This is a genomic window from Limnohabitans sp. 15K (assembly GCF_002778285.1).
GTDB lineage: Bacteria > Pseudomonadota > Gammaproteobacteria > Burkholderiales > Burkholderiaceae_C > Limnohabitans_A.
The window spans coordinates 401,215-424,589 of record NZ_NESM01000002.1; the positions used below are offsets into that span (position 1 = coordinate 401,215).

Here is a 23,375-nt window from a genome sequence, read left to right on the forward strand (position 1 = left end):
ACCATGAAAATATCCACGTCCTTTTTGTTTGACCGTGCTACCGAGCGCATGAGCAAGATTCAAAACCGTTTGGCTACCACACAAGCCCAGATGGCCGAGTCCAAACAAATTCTTTCGCCAAGCGATGCACCTGACCAAGCGGCGGCCATTCAGCGCCTCAAGGGTGAAGTCCAACGGCAAGACAGCCACCAGCGCACGCTCGATGTGGCCATGCGCCGTTACACAGCTGAAGAGACCGCCTTGTCGGCATCCAGTGATGTCTTGATCCGTATAAAAGAGTTGGGTATTCAAGCTGCCAACGACACCCTCTCACCCGATGACCGCAAAGGCGTCGCCGTAGAACTCAAAGCCCTTCGAGACCAATTGCTCAGCTTGGGCAACACGCGTGACGACAGTGGCAATTATTTGTTTTCCGGCACCAGAGTGAACACCCCAGCTTTTGCGCAAGGAACGGATGGCAAAGTCAGTTACCAAGGCGATCAAACGCAAACCCGAATTCCAGCAGGAGAGGAACGCACGGTGCAATTTACCCGTGCAGGCACCGACGTTTTCAGCCGCGTTGTTCGACAAGACGGCAAAAGTGTAGGATTTTTTGATTCCCTGGATCAAATGATTGACGGTGTGAACGGCAGCCACACAGCCAAGATTCAGCAAGGTATCGCCGACTTGACCCAAATGCACAACAACCTGACCTTGTCGCAGGCGCAAAATGGATCGGACCAGACCGTGGTGCAATCCCAGCTGGACATGCTGAGCGAAACAACTTTGCGTTTTAAATCTACCTTATCGGAAATCGAGGACTTGGATTACGCGGAGGCGGTGACCCGTATGAACAAAGAACAGATGGCGCTGGAAGCAGCCATGAGCAGTTTTTCCAAAATATCAGGCCTCAGCCTTTTTGACTATATCCGTGGCTAAGTCGGAGGGCCTGACTCCATTTTCTGGAGTTTGAGCCGATTCATTCATCAGACCCGATCAGCCCCCAACAGAGACACCCCACATGGCCACCACCAGCAACATTGTCAACACCTTGGGTGCCGGATCTGGCATCGACGTCAAAGGCTTGGCCCAAAGCTTGGTGGACGCAGATAAGACGCCCAAAAAAGAACGCATCGACGCCAAGATCAAGCAAACGGAAGCCAAAATCACAGGCTTTGGCGCAGTCAAGTTCGCCCTTTCGGAGCTGAAAACCGCGTTTGGCAAACTCAACGACGCGAGCGACTTTGGCTCCATCAAACCGAACAATCCCCAGCCCAACGCTTTGGGCATTGCTGCCAGCAGCTCGGCAGAGGCCGGCAGCTACAACATTGAAATCTTGCAAACTGCGATCATGCAGCGGACAGCCAGCAGCAACTTTGCCGACCGCGCCACCCCTCTCAACGTCGTCAGCCCAGCCACCACCGGCACAGCTTTCTCTCTCAACTTGACGGTGGGCGGCGTAAACAAAGGCGATATCTCTGTTGTCAACCCCACACCTGCGGGCATGGTCAGTGCGATCAATGGTGCCAAGTTGGGCGTGACCGCACAGCTCATCAACACAGGCAATGGCTACAACGTGGTCATCACAGGTGAGACAGGGGCGACCAAAGCCTTTAGCCTAACCAGCAAAGACAGCAACGGCTCTGCCGTGCCGGGTGTCAGCTTCACGAACAACCTGCAAACTGCGACCGATGCCAGCCTTAAGATCAATGGATTGATGGTGTCACGCAGCAGCAACACCATCACCGACGTCATCGATGGCGTGACCCTTGATCTGTTTGCGACCACCACGGGCGCTGCCCGCGTTGATCTCAATCGTGACACGGCAAGCATCAAGGACAACATCAAGGGCTTGGTCAAGGCTTACAACGACTTTGAAGAAACCCTCAAAGTATTGGGAGACCGAGAAAGCAAAGTAGAAGAGTTCGGCGGCTCACTGGCTGGCGAAAGCTTGTTACAGACAGTGCGCAACCAAGTACGCGCCATGATCACCGACACCTCGAGCACGCCTGGCACTAACATCAAGGCCGCCCGCAACGTGGGACTGAGCATCGACCGTAACGGCAAACTCAATTTAGACGAAAGCAAACTCGATACAGCCTTACAAGACAACTTCAACGAAGTGTCCACCTTGTTCAGTGCGGGCACCAACAACAAAAGCATTTACAGCACGGCACCGGGGGGGCTGGCAGGCGACGCGGTCAACAAAATCGAAAAGATGCTGCTTTCAACTGGCTCGATTGACACCCAAAGCCAAAGTGCTACCGCCAAGATCACCAAGTACAAAGAAGAACTGGTCCTTTTAGAGGACCGCATGGCAAAACTCATGAACCGTTACATGAGCCAGTTCAGTGTCATGGAAAGCATTGTGGGCAACAGCAACAGCACCCGCGAAGGGCTCAAAAGCACCTTTGAAGGCATGATGAAGTCTTACGGAAATTGATCAGCGCAGAGCAGCACCAACAAGCCCAATCAGCTTCGGTTAGTCTTTTGCAGACCACGCACAATGAGTCTGGTCTGCCGAAGCTTGACCGCATCCAAACCCAAGCAACTCGCGGCCGGACTGGAAAACAGCGCTGCATGCTCCAAAAACAACAAACGGTTTTGTGGCAGCAGCAATTCTTCGGCTGCAGCAGGTTTCTTGGGTGCCCATTCGATCGACAAAGACCGGGTCAAGCCCGCAGAGGTCTCGGGCAAAGTGCTGGCCATGATGTCCGCCTCTTGCACCAACACGGTCAAGCAATCGGCTTGGCGCAGGTCATAGGGACGGGTGCGAACTTGCAAGTGAACGCCCTTGACCCGCGTTGGATCGGTGGCCATGATGCAGTACGCCAAAATTTGACGGTCTTCAAAGGTCAAACCAGCATCGGCCATCAAGGGCTGTAAATCTTGTACCGCACGCGCTTCAAATTCGCCAGGCTGGGCGTTGGAGCCCCCCGGGTGCAGAAAATCATGCCCCGCCATGATGCACAAAGCCATCGCCATCACCGCCGGTTGGCGAGCACCTGGCACATTCAAAGCCGCCGAGGTCTTGAGCAAATAAGTCATGCACACCAAGGTGTCGGCAATGTGCAAACGGTTGTGATACGCCGGCTCATAGCCTGCTGCTTGGCGCTGGATGCCGTCTTGCTCTACATGCTCAGACACGGCCCGCCCAAACGCCAGCCATCGGCTCACAACGGTGCCCTTGCGGGTACTGCCCAAACCCAGTTGTTGACACGCACGTTCAAACACCAAGGGCAAGCCCGGCCATTCCTGGGGCCAAGTCTTGCGCAAATTGCGCAAAGACAAACTCAATTCATGCAAGGTCGGCACCGCCAACTCTGGCCCCTCACCCATGTCAAGCCTTCGTACGCAAAGCGTTTTGCATGTTCTGCTGCAGCATCATGGCTTCAAAAACGGCCGTTAAAATCGGCGACGCCGTTTTGAGCAAACCCCGAAGGCCCTCTGCCGTAATTTCGAGCAAAACTGTGCCTTCGCCCGCCAAGGCCGTGGCGCCACGGATTCCGCCCTGCAACATGGCCTGCTCACCAAATGAGTCGCCTTCTTTCAAAGTCGCAAAAACAGCGCCAGTGTTTTTGTCGGCCATCCGAATGGTGCCCGACTGAATAAAGTACAGCTTGTCAGCGGGTTCACCCGCTTTGAAAAGAATTTGGCCCTCTTCGAGCTTGATTTCGTCGAATGTACTGCTCATGGCAACAATGGCGGTGGTGATGTCAGCTGCATGGTGCGCATGACGGTGGACTTGAGAATACCCTTCAAACCTGGCGGCATGTTTTTCACCAGCTTGGAGATCACATAAATCGGAAAGACACGAACCTGCACATCGTCTACCGCGATGGCGTCCATGTTGTAGGGCAAGCCCCCAACACCTTCGGCCAATCCAATCACGCTGCCTGGACCCAAGCGGTAAATATCTTCCCCTTTGACACCCAGCACAGCCCCTTTGATCACAAAGTAGGCCGAGCTCACCGGCTCTCCTTGGCGAGCGAAACGGGTTTTGGCGCGAATCAAGGACGTGCTCAGTTCGGATGATCCCCACAAGGAAAAATACAAACGCTCATTGGCATTGAGCTTTCCGGAGTGGTAGAGCTGCAAGCTTTGCTCAGAGTAAGGGTCCCGAACACCCAAAGCGTGCAAATGCTCAATATTCACGGAAAAGGAAGCTGCAACGAATTTGCTAGTGCTCATGGCATCCCCCGACAACGAGGCGTGAAAAATTGAAAAAGTGAATGAAAGCCCACAAGCGACACTTCAAAGACCAGGAAATGCCCTGAGGGTGATGGTATGAACCTCCAAGGCTCAAATCAAGTGTCATGGGTCCAATAACAAAGGAAACATTTTACATGAATATAAAGTAATTAACAAATTCAAGCAAATCTTAAATGATTCGGGCATTTATACCCACAAATGAAACAATAACGATAATTTTGCCAACATCGTGGTTATGATGATGTTCACGCGTTTTGACGCGCGACCCCTATCACCACTTCCCTGGTGCAGTCACCACCACCACCGTTTCTTATCTGCTCATGAACCACTTCAGCGTCAACATTCGCCTCTTCCTTTTGGTCGGGCTTCTGTCATTGGTGTCCATCATCGTCGGACTGACAGGACTCAAGGGCATGTCGGAATCCGTCAACGGATTGAGAACCGTCTATGAAGACCGGGTGGTCCCCCTGCGGGATCTGAAAGTGATCGCTGATTTGTATGCCGTGAACATCGTGGACATGACACACAAGGTTCGTAACGGCAACATCGAGTGGGCAGAGGCGCGCAAAAACCTCAAAGATGCACGCGAGGGCATCAACAAAAACTGGACGGCTTACAAAGCCACCTATTTGGTGGAGCAAGAAAAGGTATTGGTGGCCAGCACCGAGCCCATGTTGGCTGCAGCCGAAACGAGTCTCAACCAGTTGCAAACCATTTTGGAAGAAGAAGACTCGAAGGCGATTGCCCGCTTCACCATCGACACCTTGTACCCTGTGATCGACCCCATCAGCACCAAGTTTTCTGAGCTGATCGAAGTTCAACTGGATGTCGCCAAGTCAGAGTACACCCAGTCTCGAGAGCAATACGAAAACTCACAGTTGATCAGCATCGTGTTGCTCGGTGGTGGCACCTTGGCTGGCATTTTGTTTGCCTTGCGCATTGTGGGCTCGGTGGTCGGTCCTCTTCGTCAAATGCAAGAAGCGGCCCAAAATGTGTCGCAAAACTTTGACTACAGCACACGCATTGAAGTGGCTCAAAACGACGAAGTGGGCACCACTGCACGCGCTTTCAACACTTTGCTGCAAGCCCAACAAACCGCCATTGCGCAAGTCAACAAGGTGGTCCAACATTTGGCAGATGGTGAACTCAACCAGCGCATTGAAGGCGACCTGCAAGGTGACTTGGGTCAAATGAAGCGGGCCATCAACAACTCTTTGGACACAGTCCAAGAAACCATGAGCGGTTTCAATGGCTTGTCCAAAGCCTTGATGAATGGCCAGTTCGACCATGGCGTCGACTTCAGCAACAGCCGTGGCGAATTCCGCGAAAGTCTGGCACAAGCGGGCACAGCCTTGCAGTCGCTGCACCGCATGATCGGCGATGTCGATTCGGTCATGGCCTCCGTAGCTTCTGGCGACCTGACCCAACGCGTGCACACCGAGGCCACGGGCGATCTGCAACGTTTGAAGACCAACATCAACAGCTCCTTGGATGCACTCGGTCAAGCCCTGAGCGCCGTGCACAACAGCACACGCCAAGTGGCTGCTGCGGCCAACCAAACCAGCACCGCCATCGGTCAGATTTCTGACGGCGCACAAAACCAAACCCACGCCATCAGCCAAGTGGCCTTGGCGATCCGGCACACCGCCGAATCCGTGACCGATGTGTCCCGCAACACTGCCATTGCCAGCCAAAAGTCCCGCGACTCCATGGCCATCATGCAAACCGGCATGGGCAAAATGACCCAAATGGTTCAAGTGGTGAACAACATCTCGGTGCACTCAGACAAGATCAACAAGATCACCGAAGTGATTGAAAAAATCGCCAACAAAACCAACCTGCTTTCTCTGAACGCGGCCATCGAAGCCGCACGCGCAGGCGAGCATGGCAAAGGCTTCTCGGTGGTGGCTGAAGAAGTGGGCAAACTGGCCGCCAGCAGCGCCGAAAGCTCTCAAGAAATTGCACGCCTGGTGCAACAAGCTGTGGCCGAGACCGCGCAGGCTGTGCAAGTCGTGCAAGAAGTCAACCGCGACATGTCCATGATCGAGCAAGGCTCGCAAGAAACCGACCAAATGCTGCAACGCATCTCCTCGGCACTGGAAGAACAGTCCGCCGCCGTGGAAGAAATCAACTCTAACCTGGGCAGTTTGGACCGAATTGCCGTCAGCAACGCCGCGGCCTCCGAAGAGATCACCGCTACGGTCATCGAGTTGTCCAAACTGGCTGAACAAACCCGTCAAGACTTGGGGCGTTTCAGCGTTTAAAAAAAGGCTAAGACTCCTTTTTTATTTTCTCTTGGAACCGGCCCTGCGCTTTTGCAAGGGGGCCCATTTTTTGAACCGCTCCTCTCCTCTTTCTACCGCAGCCTCCTCATGGGTTTGGCTGTTGCTGGGTGCCTGGCTGGTCTACAGTTTTGGCACCCTGGCTTGGTACTTGATGAACGATCCCGCCTTCATGGCCAGCATTTGCAAAGTAACTTGATATGAATTTAAAACCGGGCGAATCCGTTTCTGCTTACGCAGATCAAATCCTCCAGACGCAACGTGCTGCGGCGGACCGCATCATGCTGAGCATGATGGTCTTTTTACTGGCGGCGTGCTTCGGGGTGGGCTGGGCGACTGACAGTCTTTCTTTGAGCCTTTTGGTCGGCCTTCCTGCATTGCTGGTGCCTGCAGCCATCTACCGCATGGCGCCTGGCTCACTGGCGTCTCGCTTGGCCATCGCTTTTGCCTTGATGGTGTTCAGCGCGCTCACGATCCAGCAAACCCAAGGCATGATCGAAAGCCACTTTGGCATCTTCACTTTGCTGGCCTTCCTGCTTTATTACCGCGACTGGCGTCCCATCGTGGCAGCCGCGGGTTTGATCGCAGTGCACCATGTGGGTTTTGGTTACCTGCAATCTGTCAACTCGGGTGGCATCACCCTCTTGCCCGGACAAGTGCACCTGACCGTGATTGCCATCCATGCGGGCTACGTCGTGTTCGAAGCCGCTGTGCTGATTTTCATGGCCACCATTTTGAAGCGCGAAGCTTTGGAAGCTGCCTTGGTTGCTGAGCTGTCCAGCCAAATCAGCGATGGTGATTTTTCGGCCCGCGGCCCAGCCGTCGATGGCGCAGAGTTTCCTTTGCTGCACAAAGTGTCTTTGATGCAGACCTCTTTACAGTCCGCTCTGAAAGACATCATTGGCGTGATGACGGCTGTCGCCCAAGGCCACTTGGACCGCCGCGTCACCGTCGAGGCGCGTGGCGATTTGGGCGCGCTCAAAGAGAACATCAACCAAAGCATCCACGTTCAGCAGGCGGTGTTCCAAGACATCACCCAAGTCATGCAAGGCGTGGCTCAGGGCGACTTTGCCAAGCGCGTGACGGCAGAAGCCAAGGGTGAACTCAACACCCTCAAGCAAAATATCAACCAAAGCATGTCTGCGCAGCAAACGGTGTTCCAAGACATTCGCCAAGTCATGCAAGGTCTGGCACAAGGCAATTTGCAACGCCGTGTTTCAGCGCAAGCTCTGGGCGACTTGAACGAGCTCAAGGACAACATCAACCAGTCCTTGGACGCACTGCATGCGGCGATGACCACCATCCACCAAAACGCCCGCCAAGTGGCAGCCGCCTCGGGTGAAGCCTCGAATGCGATTGGCCAGATCTCTGACGGTGCGCGTCACCAGACGGATGCCATCAGTCAGGTGTCCATCGCTGTTAGGCAGACGGTGACTTCTGTGACCGAAGTCTCTGAAAACACCGAAATTGCCAGCCAGAAATCCCGCCAATCCTTCACCTTGGTGCGCGGCAGCATGGTGAAGATGGACGAAATGGTCAAAGTGGTCAACAACATCGCCGCCAACTCGGAAAAAATCAACAAGATCACCGAAGTTATTGAGAAGATCGCCAACAAAACCAACCTGTTGTCACTGAACGCGGCCATCGAAGCTGCACGCGCTGGCGAACACGGCAAAGGCTTTGCCGTGGTGGCCGACGAGGTGGGCAAGTTGGCCCTGAACAGCGCCGAGAGCTCACAAGAAATTGCGGTGCTGGTCAGGCAAGCCGTTGAAGAAGCCAACAGCGCGGTCAAGGCCGTGATGGACGTGAGCCAAGACATGTCTGGCATCGAGCGCGAAACCCAAGCCACGGACCAAATGCTCCAACGCATCGCTTCTGCTCTGGTGCAGCAAAGCTCTGCGGTGGAACAAATCAACGTTAACCTGAACAACCTCGACCAAATCGCACGCAGCAACGCTGCGGCATCCGAAGAGATCGCCGCGACTGTGGTGGAGTTGTCCAAGATCGCCGACGCCACACGCCGAGAAGTGCAGCGCTTCGAAACTTAACGATGGACATTTGTGGGGGTACATGCCCTACCCTACACAAGATCCAACAACAAAAAAGGCCCTGAACTACAGGGCCTTTTTTCATGCTTGCGCGTCGTGCCACTCAAGTGCGCAATGCCAGCAATTCCTGAATTTGAGCCATCAGATCCATGCCTTTGAACGGCTTGGACAGGCTGGCGTCGGCACCCGGCAACTGAATGCTGTCAATGCCGTACCGCTCCATGATGTTGTGTGTGCTGCCAGACACGACGATGACGGGTATATCGGGGCGGATCTTGCGAAGTTCTTGGACAAAATCAACCCCATCCATGTTGGGCATCACCAAATCGGTGATGACCAAATCAATGGCGTGCTCGGTCAAACTGACCATGGCCTGTTGCCCGTCAAGGGCTGTGATGACCACATAGCCTTGCATCTCCAACATTTCCTGGATACCTGCTAACAACAGCTCTTCGTCGTCCACCATCAAAATGGTGGCTTGTTTATCAGCCATGGAGGCTCTCAATCGGTGGGGTTGACTCAAGCCTGCGTACAGGGCAAGTTGATGGTGAAAGTGGTCCCCTGACCCGGCGCAGAAACGCACTCGATGGCTCCGCCCATTTGGGTGATGATGCTGCGCACCATCGCCAAGCCCAAGCCCGTGCCCTTGCCCACCTCTTTGGTGGTGAAAAAAGGCTCAAAAATGCGCGACATGATTTCAGCCGGAATGCCATCCCCGTTGTCAGATACCGCAATCGACACATGGCTGGCATCAGGACGCCCGAGCTTGATACCAATCGTGCCATTGCGCCGATCACCAATGGCGTGACTGCCATTGACGCACAAGTTGACAATCACCTGCTGCAAAGTGCCGCTTTGTCCGCGCAAAATCACATCGGTGGTCAAGGCTTGTGCATCCACCACAATGTCGATGCCCTTCAAGGTAGCTTGCAGCAAACCCTGGGTTTCTTCGATCACCGGCAACAACTCGAACGGCACCAAGATCTCTTCTTCGTCGTGCACGCTGCCATCTTCCTCGAGTCGCTTGCGTTCACGGCCCAAAGCATTGAGTTTGAGCACGATGTCACGGGCCCGGGTGGTGGCTTGCAAAATGGCCGACAAGTTTTTGGCCGCCTTGGTCTCGCTGCCCAATTTCATTTCCACCAATTCGGCATGGTTTTGGATCACGCCCAACAAGTTGTTGAAGTCGTGCGCCACACCGGCAGCCAACTGACCCAAGGCGTCCAGACGTTGCGACTGCTCCACCTTGTGCACCATTCGCAGGTTTTCGGCTTCTTTTTCCTTGATCTCACGCATGTCCTTGATCGTCACCACCGCACCTGTCAAGCGGTTGTAGGGGTCGACCAAGGGCGAGGCAGTCAACACAACAGGCAACAAGCCCTCTTGTTCGCGGTGCAGCACCAACCAATCGATGTTGTGCATGCGCCGAATCATGAAGGCGCTCAAGGCATCCAGATCAGGAATCAACCAAACCATCATCTCTTCGTTGCCGGCCGCAGCCTGTGGCACCAACAAAGTGGGCAAGCGCATGATCGGGGCATTGCCTGCGCGCCAAGCCACCTCGATGACCAAGGGGTCATGGCCCGCGTTTTCCACATCGGTTTGATCGCGCAAGGCCAGCAGCTCTCGACTGGTTTGCTCGGCCAAAAGCAAAGGCTCAGAAGTCGACTGCGGCGGCACCGTCAAACCCAACAAAGCGCAAGCCGTGGGTGTGGCCCACTTCAAACGGCCCATCCTGTTGGCATACAACAAAGGAATGGGCAAAGACTGAACCAAGCCAGGGTCTTGCGCCAAATCTTGTACCAATCGGCGCAACAACCAAGACGTTTGCAAGGGCAGCCAATAAGCCAAGTCGTGGCCTTTTTGTTGCCCAGGCAGCAACTGCTGAACAGGTTGCAGCGCTGTGCTGGACTTGTCACTGCCCAGCAAATTCAGCGCCATGGGGTTGGCACTGATCACGCGACCCAAACGGTCCAAACGGAGCACGCCGTCTTGCATCGCGTCCATGCTCATTTCAAGCAACTGGTGCTGGGCCCGAATCTCCTCACCTTTGTTCACCAAACTCGACACATCGTGCAAATTGATGACGGTTTGTTGGGGCATGCCCGAGGCATCGGCCAAAAACGAAGAAGTGACCCGCACCGGTATGTGTGTGCCCGAGCGGTTGCGCAACTTGGCAATCATGGCCTCTTCATCGCCGGGCGTCAGTTTTTGCAAGGTGGTGGAATTGGCCACACCCCAAGGCAAATCTCGCTCACCGCGCACCAGCACCAGCGTGACGCGCTCACCCAACAGCAGGTGGTTGATGAAGCTGATTTCCACCGAGTGCATAGGGGCGCCAGCGCGCAAGCGCATGGGCAGGGGTTGACCCGAACCGGAGCGGTAGTAAGTGTCGTCACCGGACACCAAGGCCATCAAATCTTGCAACTCATCGGCCGGGGCATCTTGCAGCAATCCCCAAAATGGCGTGCCCTTGAGCTGATCCACACCGCAACCGAGCAACTGAGCCATCCGATGGTTCGCCCGTAAAACTTGCCCCTTCAGATCCAATACAGCCGCACCTAGCAGGTTGTCGGTCAGGACTTGCCAATAAGCATCGGGGTTCTCTACACCCAAGCGGGTGAGCATGTGGCCGTAACCCTTGAAGATAGACAACAACCTGGTTTCGTCCTCCTCAAACAACAAACTGCTGGGCTGGCCAACCAACAAATCACGGTCAAAGCCGGTCAGCTTGAGCAGAGCGGGGTTGCAGTCTTCGATCCGACCCGAACGGTCCACCACCACCAAGCCACTGTGCATGTTGCCCAAAATGTCATTGACATAGGCCATTTGCTTTTTCAGCGCACCCTCGCTGTCTTGCAACTTGTGGTGATTCTCTTGAAGCTCTCGCGTCAAATCGTTGGCTCGCGCCAAGGAGGCTTGCAAGGTGTTGCGCGCAGTGGCCGACTGCATGGCCACGGCAATGGCAGCAGAAACAGGCTCCATCAAGGCTTCCAACTGCGTGGGAAGTGCTTGGAAAGCCGTCATCAACAAAACACCACGAACTTGGTCCTCGATCACCAAAGGTACCAACACCACATCACCCGAACCTGTGTGGTTCAATGAATGGAGCAAAGCGCCAGGAATCTCAGCGTTACGCAAAATGGTTTTACTGGCAGCCAAAGCTTGCAAACTGGCATAAGCGCATGTCAAGTACTCTGGCAAGGCCAAATGGTGCCCTGAAGACGAACTTTGGCGGTGCAAAGTGCACTCGGCATGCAAACGTCGCGGAGAGGCATCTGCGTCCAGCACATAAACCGCGCAAGCACTCAAGCCCAAAAACCGCGTCAAAGTCTGCGACACCTTGTTCGACAAGGCCTCGGGCGTGTAATCGTGTCGAACGGTGTCATGGATCAAGGCCAGGCCCTGGTCGCGCCACGAACGCTCCTCGTGGTGATTCTTGGCTTTTTGCAAATTGCCCACCACCGTCGCCAAATCACCCAAGACACCCTGCCCGCCACGGGCCAAAGTGGCTTGGACTTGCGTCAATTGGTCCTGGGCGAGCAAGCGTGTGACATCGGCCAACTCCGCAGGTGTTGCACCTAAATGACTTTGGTCAATTTGCCACCACTGCCAAGCCGCGAAAAGAACCAAACTGCCCAAGCTGGCGGCCACTGCCCATTGAACCATTCCCCCCCAATAAGAGCCCAGCCAAACGGTCAGTAAAAGGCCGATCACCCCCATCCAAATCAAAGCCATCCAAGATTTTGGGGACCACGCGCGGAACAGGTTCATATAGAGGCAGCCTCAGAAATAAGAAATGTACTTAAAAGGACAAAATTTAAAGAAATAATGTCTCATTGGTACGTGTCAGAAGTTATCATTTTAATTGAGACAACCTCATTATTTACAATTTTATTGATAGAATCGCCGGCGATACGGAGATTATTTGAATGACCACGATTTTGCTTGTAGATGACGAAGATCTTTTGCGCGAGGGTGTGCGTGAAATTCTGGAATTTTCTGACTATTCGGTCATCGAAGCCCGTGATGGCATGGAGGCGCTCGAGCTTTTCGCCGTGAACAACGTGGACCTGGTCATCTCTGACATCGTGATGCCCAACATGGACGGTGTGGACTTTGTTTCTCGTTTGCGCGAGTCTTTCCCAGCCGTGCCGATTCTCACCATCTCCGGCGGCAGCCGGGTGGTCAGCGCCCGTTTTGGCCTCGATTCCGCCCTGCTCTCTGGTGCCAACGACAGCTTGACCAAGCCATTCACGGCGGTGCAATTGCTTGACAAGGTCAAAGCTTTGCTTGAAGTCAACTGATCCAAGTCATGCAGAACGAAGTCGGCAAATCTGCCCCAAGCTCAGAAAACCGCAGCAGCTCTGCTGAATTGGACATTGGCGCCAAAGTTTCTTCCGATTTCCAAAAAGCCAAGGTTTTGCTGGTTGACGACAGCCGCTTGATCCGTATGGGTTTGAGAAAGTCGTTGATTGAAATCGGCTTGTCCGACATCACCGAAGCAAGTGATGGGCGTGAGGCGATCGAGACGCTGGTCCGCGAACGATTCGATTTGATGCTGCTGGACATGGAAATGCCCGAAATGAACGGCATGGAAGTCTTAGCCGTCTTGCGCGATACCCCCCATCAGGCCTGGCCACCTGTGATTGTGATTTCGGGCGGCACCAGCCTGGAAGATGCCGTCCGCTGCATTGAGTTAGGTGCTGAAGACTACCTATCCAAGCCATTCAACCCTGTGTTGTTGCGCGCCCGGGTCAAAACTTCGGTAGAGCGCAAACGCTTGCGTGACCAAGAAGCTTTGCGCATGCGCCAGCTGAAAAAGCAACACGAAGCCCTGTCTTCTGAGCAGGCCAAAACAGAACAACTGCTGCTCAACATCTTGCCGCGCAAAATTGCTCAGCGCTTGAAAGCAGGCGAAGAACACATTGCAGACGCATTTCCGAATGTGAGCGTGCTGTTTGCCGACATGGTGGGCTTCACGGCCATGTCTCGCACCATGACGGCGAGTGCCCTGGTTGAAGTGCTGGGCGATTTGTTTTCTCGGTTCGATTTGATCACCGAAAAACACGGCCTCGAAAAAATCAAAACCATCGGCGACTGCTACATGTTGGCGGGTGGCGTGCCCGACCCGATGGACGACCACGCCCACGCGGTGATCGATGCAGCGATTGAATTTTGCACAGCCCTGGAAGAAATGCGCGAGCGCACCGGAGGCGCGCTGCGCATGCGCATTGGCGTGCACAGCGGCCCCATCGTGGCGGGCGTGATTGGTCTGCGCAAGTTCACTTACGACCTGTGGGGCGACACTGTCAACGTGGCCAGCCGCATGGAATCCACCGGTGAACCCGGGCGGATCCATGTGTCAGTCAACACGGCCAACTTGGTTCGAAACGATTTCAAGTTGGAGTCGCGTGGCTCCATTGAAGTCAAGAGCCTGGGTCAGGTTGAAACTTTTTTTGTCAACGGACGCATCTGAAGCCAACACCTTCGACAACCCCTCACACAAAACAAAGCCATGGCGAGACAACACATTCAACCCACACAGCAAGAAAGGCTCATGCGAGACGATGAATTCATCGTGTCCAAAGCCGATCTGAAAGGTCGAATCACTTACAGCAACCAAGTGTTCGCTGAGTTTTCAGGTTTCACCGAAGCCGAGTTCTTGGGCAAGCAACACAACTTGGTGCGTCATCCCGACATGCCGCGCTGTGTCTTCAAATTGTTGTGGCAACACATTGAGAGCGGACAGGAAATCTTTGCATACGTGAAGAACCTGTGCAAAGACGGCTCCTTTTATTGGGTCTTGGCCAACGTCACGCCATCGCGCGACGCGCAAGGCAAGGTCGTGGGCTATTACTCGGTGCGTCGCAAGCCCAACCCCAAGGCATTGGCTGTGATCATTCCGCTTTACAAGCAATTGCTTCAGACCGAACAAAACGCTGGCGCCAAGGAAGCCATCGAAACTTCCCTGACCCAAATGCACAACCTCCTTCAAGAAAAGGGCGTCAGCTATGAGCGCTTCATCCTCGACCTCCAAGGGCTTTGAACTCAGCCCTCAACTCCTTTTGGGGTTGGCGGGCGTTTTGGGTTTGAGTGCAACGGCCATCGCCCTGTGGCACTCGCCTGACAACCATGTCTTGATGGGGCTGAGCGCCCTGACGGTCATTGTCTTGTTGGTGGGCTTCAAAGCTGCCGGCCGTGAAAATGCATTGCTTGCTCGTATTGACCATGTTTTGTCAGAAGCGGCACAAGGCCAATTAGAGGCTCGCATCACCCAAATTCCGGCTCAGGGGCGTTTGGTCGATGCCGCTTGGCGCGTGAACGATGTGCTGGACCAAATTGAGGCGGTCTTCCGCGAGTCGATGACCGTGGTGACCCGCATGGGATCGGGTGATTTTTCACGCCACCCGCAAGCTGCAGGCCTCAAGGGTTTGTACCCGCAGGTGCTGGCCCAAATCGCCACAGTCCAGAAAAACATGGACTCCACGGTGCAAATGCTCAGCCAAAGCATGAGTGCCATGGCGCTGGGGGATTTTGAACACCGCGTCTCCACCCAAGGACAAACGGGTCAATTTTTGAGCATTTTGAACGATGCGCGAAAGACGCTTGAAGTTCTGGACACCCTCATCAGCGATGTCGTCAAAGTCATGGACGCCGTCTCCAATGGCGACCTGGGCCAACGTGTGCGCGCCAACGGCGAAGGTGCTTTGGGCAAACTCAAAGACGACATCAACAACTCTTTGCAAGCCTTGGCGATTTCGATGCGCCAAATCGGTGAAAACGCCCAACAGGTGGCAGGTGCCGCCAACGACACCAGCACTGCCATTGGCCAATTGGCCGACGGCGCACAAAGCCAAACCCAATTCATCGGCCACATGGTCAGCGCCATTCGCCAAACGGCTGCCGCGGTGAACGACATCGCGTCCAACACCGAGCACGCCAGCCGTCAAGCCCAAGAGTCGACCACCATCGTGCGTGGTGGCCAGGACAAAATGGTTCAAATGGTGGACGTTGTCAATGGGATTGCCTTGAGCTCTGAAAAGATCAATAAGATCACCGATGTGATCGAAAAGATCGCCAACAAAACCAACCTCTTGTCTTTGAACGCCGCCATCGAGGCCGCGCGTGCCGGCGAGCATGGCAAAGGCTTTGCGGTGGTGGCCGACGAAGTGGGCAAATTGGCCGCCAGCAGCGCTGACAGCACCAAAGAAATCACCCAGCTCATTCAGCAAGCCAGCCAGCAGGCCAAAGAAGCGGTGATCGCGGTGAAAGAGGTCAGCTCGGACATGGAGCGCATCGTCAAGTCCTCCACCGAAACCGATGGCATGCTGCAACGCATTTCAGCGTCTGTGGAAGAGCAAACACGCATGATCCAAGAGATCAACTCCAGCGTTGAGAATCTTGAACAAATTGCCCGCAGCAATTCGGCTGCATCGGAAGAACTGGCCGCCTCGATGATCGAGTTGTCCAAGGTGGCGGACTCCACCCGGACCGAAATCACCAAGTTCAGCACTTAAAGCGGCGAGACCACACACCATGGAACTGGTACTTTTTGACATTCAAGAAAACCGCTTTGCGCTGCGTGCGTCGGCGGTCAGCCAGGTGCTGGAATCCTTGGCCGTGACACCCCTGCCCTACGCACCTCCAGAGGTCGAAGGCTTGGTCAATGTCACGGGTACTGTGCTGCTCAAAATCGATCTCGCGCTGCGCTTGGGCATGCCCGCGCGCACCGCCGACATCAACGGCAATTTGCTGGTCGTCATCACGGGCCATGAAAACATTGCCCTTCAAGTTGATCGCGTGCACAACAAGATCAACCTGGACGAATCGCTGCTCACCCCTTACGTGGACCCCGACCAACGTAATTTGGTTTGTGGTGAGTTCACACTCAATGAGCGCATGGTCTTGTTGCTCGACGAGCAATCGCTGGACATGCGCAACATGGACCCCACGGGCGTCCCTGAAGGCGGCGGCGGACTGATAGGTTTTGACCTGCACGACGATGCCCGCGAAGAAAGCGCCAAACAAGCCAACAACGACATGGCCACCGTGACGGTCGAAGACTGCGGTGAAACCTACGCACTGCACATGGCCCATGTGCAAGAGATCGTTGAGATCGGCGCCTTGACGCAACTGCCCGGTGCAACACCTGAAGTTCAAGGCCTCATGCAATTGCGCGGCCAAGCCTTGCTGATCGTGTCTTTGGGCGGTTTGCTCAACCGCAGCCACACCACCGAAGCCAAATTTGTCCTGGTGGTCAAAGTTCAGGGTTTGCAACTGGGTGTGAGCGTGTCGGCGATTTTGGGCATCGAGCGTTACCCCCGCGAAGCGGTTCAAGCGGTGGCGGGCTCACAAGACGCCCAGCTGGAAGGCTACCTCAATGGTGCAGCCTCCCGCGAGGGCCACATGACGGGTTTGCTCTCGATGACCGGCCTGCTTTCACCGCAAGCCGTTGCCCAATACCAGCGTTTTCTGACCCAGCAAACCACATTCATGCTTCACAACAACCACTTGGTCCGCAGCGCCGTGCGCCGCATGCTTTCTTTCAGACTGGGGAACGAGCGCTGCGCACTCCCCTTAGGCATGGTGGACCGCGTGGAAGAGTACAGCACCAGTGTCGACCTGCCCGAGGGTGACAACAGCCTCAGCGGTGTGATCCAGATCAAAGGTGAAATTGCGCCTGTGATCGACCTGCGCAAGATGCTCGGTGTGGCACCGCTGGAAACATCGTCTTACGTGGTGGTTCGCGTGGACAACGAGCCTTGGGCTTTGATTGTCGACCGCATCGAGCGCGTGATCGACATCGAAGAAACCAACATCACCCCTGTCAGAAACCAGCAAAACGATTACCTGAACGAGGTTGGCAAGCTGGATGGCGAGCTGATTTCCCTCATCACTTTGGCACCGCTGACATTGGCTGCCAAACGCCAACAGAAATGAACGACCTGTGACACAAGATAAAAAAGTCAACGACCTGATCAGTCAAATGCGAACCGCGGTGGACACGGCGCGCTCAGCCACGTCGGCTGCTCCTACACCCGCGACCAGCACGCTGGCTCCCAAACCGATGTCCGGCTTCAGCAAGCCCGAAGAAACCACCCAATCACGGGCCTTGCTGCTATTGATCAACGAGTTGATGGGTGGTGTGGAAACACGTTTTGGCATCAAGCCCGGCACTTTGGTGGAACGCAAACTGGTGCGCATTTTCAAAGACATGCCCATGGCCACGTTGAAAGACTGGGTCGAGAGTATGAACAACTGCTCCACAGAACATTCTGAATGGCAGTCCTTGGTTGAAAACTTGACGGTGCACGAAACCTATTTCTGCCGCGACCCCGACCTGATGAGCATGTTGGGCGAAGAGATCATGCCGCACCTGTTGAACCTGCGCAAAACCCAAAAGCAAGTTCAAATTTGGTCCGCAGCCAGCTCTACCGGAGAAGAAGTTTATGACCTGACCTTTTCGGCTTTGCGTGCCATGCAAAAGGCCGGTTATGCCCGCATGTTTGAAGGCAAACTGGTCCCAGAAGCAGGATGGAGTGTGTTTTCATTCGGCACCGACATTTCCAACCAAGCCCTGCGTACCGCAAAAGCCGCTGTTTATGGTGACTTGGGCATGGGTTCCTTTCGCAATTTGCCCGACGAATGGAAGAGCATGTTCGAGGACGTCAAAATTGCGCCTGCCAACGCCATGCCGGGTGTGAACTATTTCAAGATCCGTGAATGGGTTCGCCAATGCACGCGTTTTGAACGCTTCAACCTCATGAACAACCGCCCACCTGTCATGGGCATGGATCTGGTGTTTTGCCGCAATGTCTTGATTTACTTTGAAGACCCAATCAAGAAAGCCGTGCAGACCATGCTGGCCCGGTCTATGTCGACCGGCGGTGTGTTGGTCTTGGGTGCATCGGTGCAAATGCTGGTGCCCGAGTATTTCGAATCGCGCTTGGGCAAGGGCGGTCCTTGGTACGTCAGAAACGACACCCGCGTATGATCAGATTACTGATTTCGGACGACTCAGCGTTCATGCGCATCGCCATCCGCAAGATGGTGGAGAGCCACCTCGACATCGAGGTGGTGGGCGAAGCCAAGACGGGTCAGATGTGCGTCGACATGGCGCGCGAGCTGCGCCCTGACGTCATCACCATGGACGTGGAGATGCCGGTGATGGATGGCCTGGAGGCCACCCGCCAAATCATGGCCGCGACGCCCTGCCCCATCATCATGCTGAGCAGCTTGACCGAACGCAACTCGGTGACCACCATCCGTGCCCTCGAATTGGGTGCGGTGGATTTCATTGCGAAAAAGTCTTCTTTTGTGCAGCTCGATATTGTGCAAATTGGTGCCGACTTGGTGGAAAAGCTCCGCTATTGGGCCAAAAAGAAAACGCGCCTGAGCACCCTGCGCAGCTTCACGGCTTCCGCCTCTCCTTTGGCTGCTGCCAAAAACGCTCCCACAGCGCCCCGTCAGTTGCGCTCAGTCCCCACCCAGCAAGCGGCGGGTCTGGTGGTTTTGGGCATCTCAACGGGTGGCCCGGCCACACTTCCGCATGTGCTCAAGTCCATGGGTCGTCTGGGCTGCCCCATGGTGGTTGCGCAGCACATGCCCCCCATGTTCACCAGCGGTTTTGCAGCGCACTTGCGCAGCGAAACCGGCTTGGACGTGGTGGAAAGCACCGAGCAGATGGAACTCAAACCCGGCATGATCGTGATCGCCAAAGGTGGCACCGATGTGGTCGTCCGCGAGCCCTTCCCCGGCAAGCTGATGCTGTACCAAAAAACCGATGCCAATGCGAACATCCACCCCAATGCCGACGTCCTGTTCCGCTCAGCCGCAGCGGCCTCATGCCCTGTGGTGGCGGTGGTGATGACCGGCATGGGCAGCGACGGTATGCTGGGTGCCAAAGATCTGGTGGCGCGCAAAAACGGCCATGTGCTGGTCCAGGAACCCGACAGCTGTATCGTGGACGGCATGCCCACATCCACCCTCAACGCGGGCTTGGCCACAGCTGTACTATCGCCCCAAGAAATAGGCACACGCCTGTCTCGCTTGTGTGCCACACGCACTCTTCCCACTTTCAAAACTTCTGTTTTATAGAGACTGCCTCATGACCAAGAAACGCATACTCATTGTTGATGACTCTTTCGTGATGCGCGCCCTGTTGCGTGGCATCGTGACCTCCGATCCTGATTTGGAAGTCGCTGGCGAAGCCACCAATGGCCTTGAAGCCCTTCAGCAAGTCAAAGAGATCGCACCCGATCTGGTCTTGCTCGATATCGAGATGCCCCACATGGACGGCATCGAATGCATCAAGCGCCTGCGCTTGATGAGCAAAGTGCCCGTGATCATCGTGTCTTCGGTGGCCCAAGCCGGTTCGCCGCAAGCCATCGAAGCGCGCAAGTTTGGCGCGGCCGAAGTGATTGCCAAACCATCGGGCGCGATGAGTCTCGACCTCAATGCCAAAAAAGGCCATGAGATCGTCACAGCCTCCCGCCGAGTGCTGGGTCTGTCGTAAAAGGCATTGCCTGTTTTTCGACACTAAGCTCGAAAGGAGTGTGGGACCGTGTCTGACGATTTTCTAGAAACCATCTGGGCGCAGTACGCAGTTGAGACCGAAGAACACATTGAAAGCATTGAGTCCTTGCTCGTCAAGGCCGACTCAGAGTCTCTCAATGCCGAAGAAGTTTCGGGCTTGTTCAGGGCCTTTCACTCCCTCAAGGGTTTGAGCCGTGTCATGGAGCTGGGCGCACTGGAATCGGTCGCCCACCGCTGTGAGGACTTGCTGGGCATGGTCCGTGAGGGCACAGCCTCGCTCGACAAAAACACCGTTGACCTGTTGTTGCGCTCGCTCGACGACATCAAACTCCTGTGCGAAAAGGCTGTGGCCGAACGCAGCGACGGAGAAAAACCGGTCGCCTTGTTGGCTGAGCTGGAGCGCGCCTTCAAAATGGTCAGTCAAGGCCAAGCCCTGACCGTTGCGGACAAATCAGAACTGCCTACTGCCACTGCACCTGCACCTGCACCTGCACCTGCACCTGCACCGGCCCCCGCGCCCGAATCTGCCCCTGTAGAAACACCTCAAAACGCAGCCCCTGCAAGCGCTGTGCCTGCCAGCACCCCTGCCCCATCGGCACCTGCTGCACCCGTTGTTCGCGCCGAACCCACCAAGGCCGCAGACGGCACGACGGACAATCGTCAAGTGGTGTTCTTGCGCCTGATCAGCAACGGCTTGCCCATTTTGGAGCGCCTGGCCAACTCGATTGCGACCAAAGAAGGTGGACCCCAAGTTTTGGCTGTGGCCAATGACATCCGCAAACCCCTGAGCTGGATGCTCAAAGGCTCCAACAGCCTGGGCTATGCCGGTCTTGACACCCGCATTGAAGAAATCCTGGACGCTTTGCCCGTCTCTGAAGAGATTTCTCAAGCCGATGGCGAGCGTATGGTCGATGTGATCGTCGCCTTTTTGGACGACCTGAAAACACTGGGTGAAACCACGGGTGTGGATCTGGGTGGTGAATCCTTGGCCAAAGTCTTGGCGCGCACACTCAAAGACAACCTGTTGATGCATTTATTGCAGGTTGAAGAGTTGCTGCAAACGCTGGAAGGCCCGACCAATGTGCACGATGACGAGATTTCCAACCTCTTGTCTCAGCGTTTTTCGCGGATCCATGGCTATCTGTCCTCTCTTTACCCGCAGTCGCGCACCGATGTGCCCCTGCTCTTAGTCGACGCATTTGCACGCGCAGCGCGCAACCAAATGGGCATTGACAGCGAAGTCATCGCGCTGTGCCGTGAATCCCTTCAGTTCATCCGTGATTTGCTCGGGACCAGCGGCCGTCAGCCCTTGAAACAAGGTCCTCTGAAAGCCGCCGACGAAAGCCTGCACCAGCGCATTCGCGACTACCTGTGGGCGCATGACGACGCCGGTGACACGCCTGTGGACGCCGTTCGCCAGTTTGTCGCATCGATGAACATACCGATTGAACTGTCTGAGCTGCTCTCGCCTGACAACACCCGCGAGTTGGTCGAAATGATCCAAGAAGGCCATTTGGCCTATCTGATCAAAGCCCACCTCGAATCGTCTGAAAGCATCGCCACCGCCTTCTTGGAATGGGTGCATGAAAAAGGTCGGGTCATCACCAACCGCACCTTGATCGAAGACAACCTCAGCTGGTACGAAATGCTCTTCATTTCGAAGGCACCGCGTGTATCGATTGAACAAGACCTGAACACCATCGACCAAGGCTCGGGCCATGTGGTGCTGCTGGGTGAGTTGGGCAAAGACCACAACAAACCCAACACTTCGGCCAAACCAACAACACCTGCACAGGCATCTGCGCCTGCCGCTGCAACCAAGACATCAACCGCACCAGCTAAAGCTGCTGCCTCGGCAACCACTGCAGCAGCTACACCAGCTGCCACGGCACCCAGCACGGCACCCGTTGCAGCGAGCTCAAGCACACCCAGCACCGAAGTCGCTGTGGCCAAACCTGCAGCAGCGGCCCCTGCGCGGGCGGCATCGCCTGCTGCGGCCAACGCCTCGTCCAACGTGATCCGTGTGCCGGGCGAAATGCTCGACCAGTTCATGAACCAAATTGGCGAAATGGTTCTGGTGCGTGGCCAACTGGCCCACATCATTGGTGACCAACGCGCTCGTGAAGGTTTGCACCGTCTGCGCCAGGAAGGCCAACAAAAGGACCCGCAAACCCAATTGGCCGATCTTCAGCAAGTGGCTGAAAATCTCGAAGACCAACTGCGCCGCCTGCAAGAAACCGACGCCTTGATTCAAGGTGCCTTGTCTCGCTTGCAAGACAGCGTGATGGGTTTGCGCGTGGTGCCTGTGGAGCTGGTGTTCAAGCGCTTCCCACGCATGGTGCGCGACTTGGCTTTGGCCCAAGGCAAACAAATCCGTTTGGAATTGATTGGCCAAGAAGTCAAGATTGACAAAGCGATGGTCGAATCTTTGGCCGACCCGCTGCTGCACATGGTGCGCAACAGCGCCGACCACGGCGTGGAAAAACCGGAAGAGCGTCGCGAATCGGGCAAGCCCGATGAAGCGGTGATTCGCATCCAGGCCGAACAGCAAGGCAGCCGCATCATGATCCGCGTGATCGACGACGGCAAAGGCATTGACCCCGAACGCGTGCGCCGCAAAGCGGTGGACCGCGGCTTGGTCAAAGAAGAAGACAGCCTGCAGATGAGCAAAGAGGATATTCTGAGCTTCATCTTCCGCCCTGCTTTCAGCACCGCCGATGTGGTCACCGAAACCTCAGGCCGAGGCGTGGGCATGGACGTGGTGCGCACCAGTGTGATGCGCTTGGGTGGCACCATCCACCTCGACTCCGAAGTCGGCAAAGGCACCACATTCACCATGCAAATGCCGCTGTCGGCGGCCGTGCAAGAAGTGTTGCTGGTCAATACCGCCAACCAGACCATGGCCATTCCTGGCCGTTACGTGGCCGAGTTGGTCGAGGTCAGCCCTGACGAGTACCAAACCGTCAAAGGCCGCACCGCCATTTTGTTGCGGGGCAACTTTTTGCCCATCGTGCGACTGGAAGAAGTACTGGGCTACCCACCTGCCGAAAAACAGTCACACCGCTATGTGGTCGTGCTCAGTGATGGGCAACGCACACTGGGTGTCTCGGTACACGAGTTCGTGGGTCGCCAAGAACTCTTTACCAAAGACATCCACCCTCGCTTGGCGGCTTTGCCCGGTGTAGGCGGCGCCAGCATTTTGGGTGATGGCCGTGTGGTGTTGATTTTGGACGCTGCAGCTTTGTACCGCTTGGCGGAAAACCTGCAAACCCCGCACCACTTGCCATTGGCCGCTTAATCCGGGCACTGCAAGGCA

At 55.5% G+C, this 23,375-nt stretch carries 18 protein-coding genes; 13 read left to right on the forward strand and 5 right to left on the reverse strand.

The window, feature by feature from the left end:
• Window positions 1–3 precede the first annotated feature (3 nt).
• Together flgL and fliD are read left to right on the forward strand one after the other, a co-directional pair.
• A complete protein-coding gene (gene flgL / locus B9Z40_RS10775) occupies window positions 4–918 on the forward strand; it encodes a flagellar hook-associated protein FlgL (RefSeq protein WP_100173347.1) in 915 nt (304 codons plus the stop codon).
• 82 nt (window positions 919–1,000) lie between these two features.
• The gene (fliD, locus tag B9Z40_RS10780; protein ID WP_100173348.1) at window positions 1,001–2,422 is read left to right on the forward strand and encodes a flagellar filament capping protein FliD; all 1,422 of its coding nucleotides are present in this window, start codon (window positions 1,001–1,003) and stop codon (window positions 2,420–2,422) included.
• A gap of 29 nt (window positions 2,423–2,451) precedes the next feature.
• On the opposite strand, the gene B9Z40_RS10785 is transcribed toward fliD, so the two are convergent.
• From B9Z40_RS10785 to B9Z40_RS10795, 3 genes are read right to left on the reverse strand one after another with little or no spacing between them, the layout of a single operon-like run.
• On the reverse strand, window positions 2,452–3,318 hold the full coding sequence (locus tag B9Z40_RS10785; protein ID WP_100173349.1) for a hypothetical protein: 867 nt from the start codon (window positions 3,316–3,318) through the stop codon (window positions 2,452–2,454).
• A 1-nt stretch (window position 3,319) separates the two neighbouring features.
• The gene (locus B9Z40_RS10790) at window positions 3,320–3,673 is read right to left on the reverse strand and encodes a cyclic nucleotide-binding domain-containing protein (protein WP_100118856.1); all 354 of its coding nucleotides are present in this window, start codon (window positions 3,671–3,673) and stop codon (window positions 3,320–3,322) included.
• Window positions 3,670–4,170, reverse strand: coding sequence for a Crp/Fnr family transcriptional regulator (locus B9Z40_RS10795; RefSeq protein ID WP_100173350.1), 501 nt, complete (start codon window positions 4,168–4,170; stop codon window positions 3,670–3,672). The genes B9Z40_RS10790 and B9Z40_RS10795 overlap by 4 nt, the downstream gene beginning before the upstream one ends.
• A gap of 341 nt (window positions 4,171–4,511) precedes the next feature.
• Between B9Z40_RS10795 and B9Z40_RS10800 the strand changes: the two genes are divergently transcribed.
• Both B9Z40_RS10800 and B9Z40_RS10810 read left to right on the forward strand, forming a co-directional pair.
• Window positions 4,512–6,455 carry a methyl-accepting chemotaxis protein gene (locus B9Z40_RS10800; protein ID WP_100173456.1) on the forward strand — a complete coding sequence of 648 codons (1,944 nt, stop codon included), beginning with the start codon at window positions 4,512–4,514 and terminating at the stop codon, window positions 6,453–6,455.
• 218 nt (window positions 6,456–6,673) lie between these two features.
• Window positions 6,674–8,521 (forward strand): methyl-accepting chemotaxis protein, encoded by a 1,848-nt coding sequence (locus tag B9Z40_RS10810; RefSeq protein WP_100173352.1) that lies wholly within the window; start codon window positions 6,674–6,676, stop codon window positions 8,519–8,521.
• 103 nt (window positions 8,522–8,624) lie between these two features.
• Here the strand turns inward: B9Z40_RS10810 and B9Z40_RS10815 are convergent, their stop codons facing one another.
• Together B9Z40_RS10815 and B9Z40_RS10820 are read right to left on the reverse strand one after the other, a co-directional pair.
• Complete coding sequence (locus B9Z40_RS10815; protein WP_100173353.1) at window positions 8,625–9,014, reverse strand: response regulator; 390 nt, start codon at window positions 9,012–9,014, stop codon at window positions 8,625–8,627.
• Between the two features lie 26 nt (window positions 9,015–9,040).
• Window positions 9,041–12,259 carry an ATP-binding protein gene (locus B9Z40_RS10820; RefSeq protein ID WP_158238082.1) on the reverse strand — a complete coding sequence of 1,073 codons (3,219 nt, stop codon included), beginning with the start codon at window positions 12,257–12,259 and terminating at the stop codon, window positions 9,041–9,043.
• Window positions 12,260–12,453: 194 nt separating this feature from the next.
• On the opposite strand from B9Z40_RS10820, the gene B9Z40_RS10825 reads away from it, so the two are divergent.
• The 9 genes from B9Z40_RS10825 to B9Z40_RS10865 are packed head-to-tail and all read left to right on the forward strand — an operon-like array spanning window position 12,454 to window position 23,357.
• On the forward strand, window positions 12,454–12,828 hold the full coding sequence (locus B9Z40_RS10825; RefSeq protein WP_100173355.1) for a response regulator transcription factor: 375 nt from the start codon (window positions 12,454–12,456) through the stop codon (window positions 12,826–12,828).
• An 8-nt stretch (window positions 12,829–12,836) separates the two neighbouring features.
• Window positions 12,837–14,000: an adenylate/guanylate cyclase domain-containing protein gene (locus B9Z40_RS10830; protein WP_100173356.1), complete on the forward strand. Its 1,164-nt coding sequence runs from the start codon at window positions 12,837–12,839 to the stop codon at window positions 13,998–14,000.
• 39 nt (window positions 14,001–14,039) lie between these two features.
• Entirely contained in the window at window positions 14,040–14,570 is a 531-nt protein-coding gene (locus tag B9Z40_RS10835) for a PAS domain-containing protein (RefSeq protein ID WP_100173357.1), read from the forward strand.
• A complete protein-coding gene (locus B9Z40_RS10840; RefSeq protein WP_100173358.1) occupies window positions 14,536–16,041 on the forward strand; it encodes a methyl-accepting chemotaxis protein in 1,506 nt (501 codons plus the stop codon). Before B9Z40_RS10835 ends, B9Z40_RS10840 begins: the two co-directional genes overlap by 35 nt.
• Before the next feature lie 19 nt (window positions 16,042–16,060).
• Complete coding sequence (locus tag B9Z40_RS10845) at window positions 16,061–17,464, forward strand: chemotaxis protein CheW (RefSeq protein ID WP_100173359.1); 1,404 nt, start codon at window positions 16,061–16,063, stop codon at window positions 17,462–17,464.
• Between the two features lie 7 nt (window positions 17,465–17,471).
• The gene (locus tag B9Z40_RS10850; RefSeq protein ID WP_100173360.1) at window positions 17,472–18,518 is read left to right on the forward strand and encodes a protein-glutamate O-methyltransferase CheR; all 1,047 of its coding nucleotides are present in this window, start codon (window positions 17,472–17,474) and stop codon (window positions 18,516–18,518) included.
• A complete protein-coding gene (gene cheB / locus B9Z40_RS10855) occupies window positions 18,515–19,621 on the forward strand; it encodes a chemotaxis-specific protein-glutamate methyltransferase CheB (protein ID WP_100173361.1) in 1,107 nt (368 codons plus the stop codon). The genes B9Z40_RS10850 and cheB overlap by 4 nt, the downstream gene beginning before the upstream one ends.
• 10 nt (window positions 19,622–19,631) lie before the next feature.
• The gene (locus B9Z40_RS10860) at window positions 19,632–20,039 is read left to right on the forward strand and encodes a response regulator (protein WP_019431196.1); all 408 of its coding nucleotides are present in this window, start codon (window positions 19,632–19,634) and stop codon (window positions 20,037–20,039) included.
• 48 nt (window positions 20,040–20,087) lie between these two features.
• Window positions 20,088–23,357, forward strand: coding sequence for a chemotaxis protein CheA (locus B9Z40_RS10865; RefSeq protein WP_100173362.1), 3,270 nt, complete (start codon window positions 20,088–20,090; stop codon window positions 23,355–23,357).
• The last annotated feature ends 18 nt before the right edge of the window (window positions 23,358–23,375 follow it).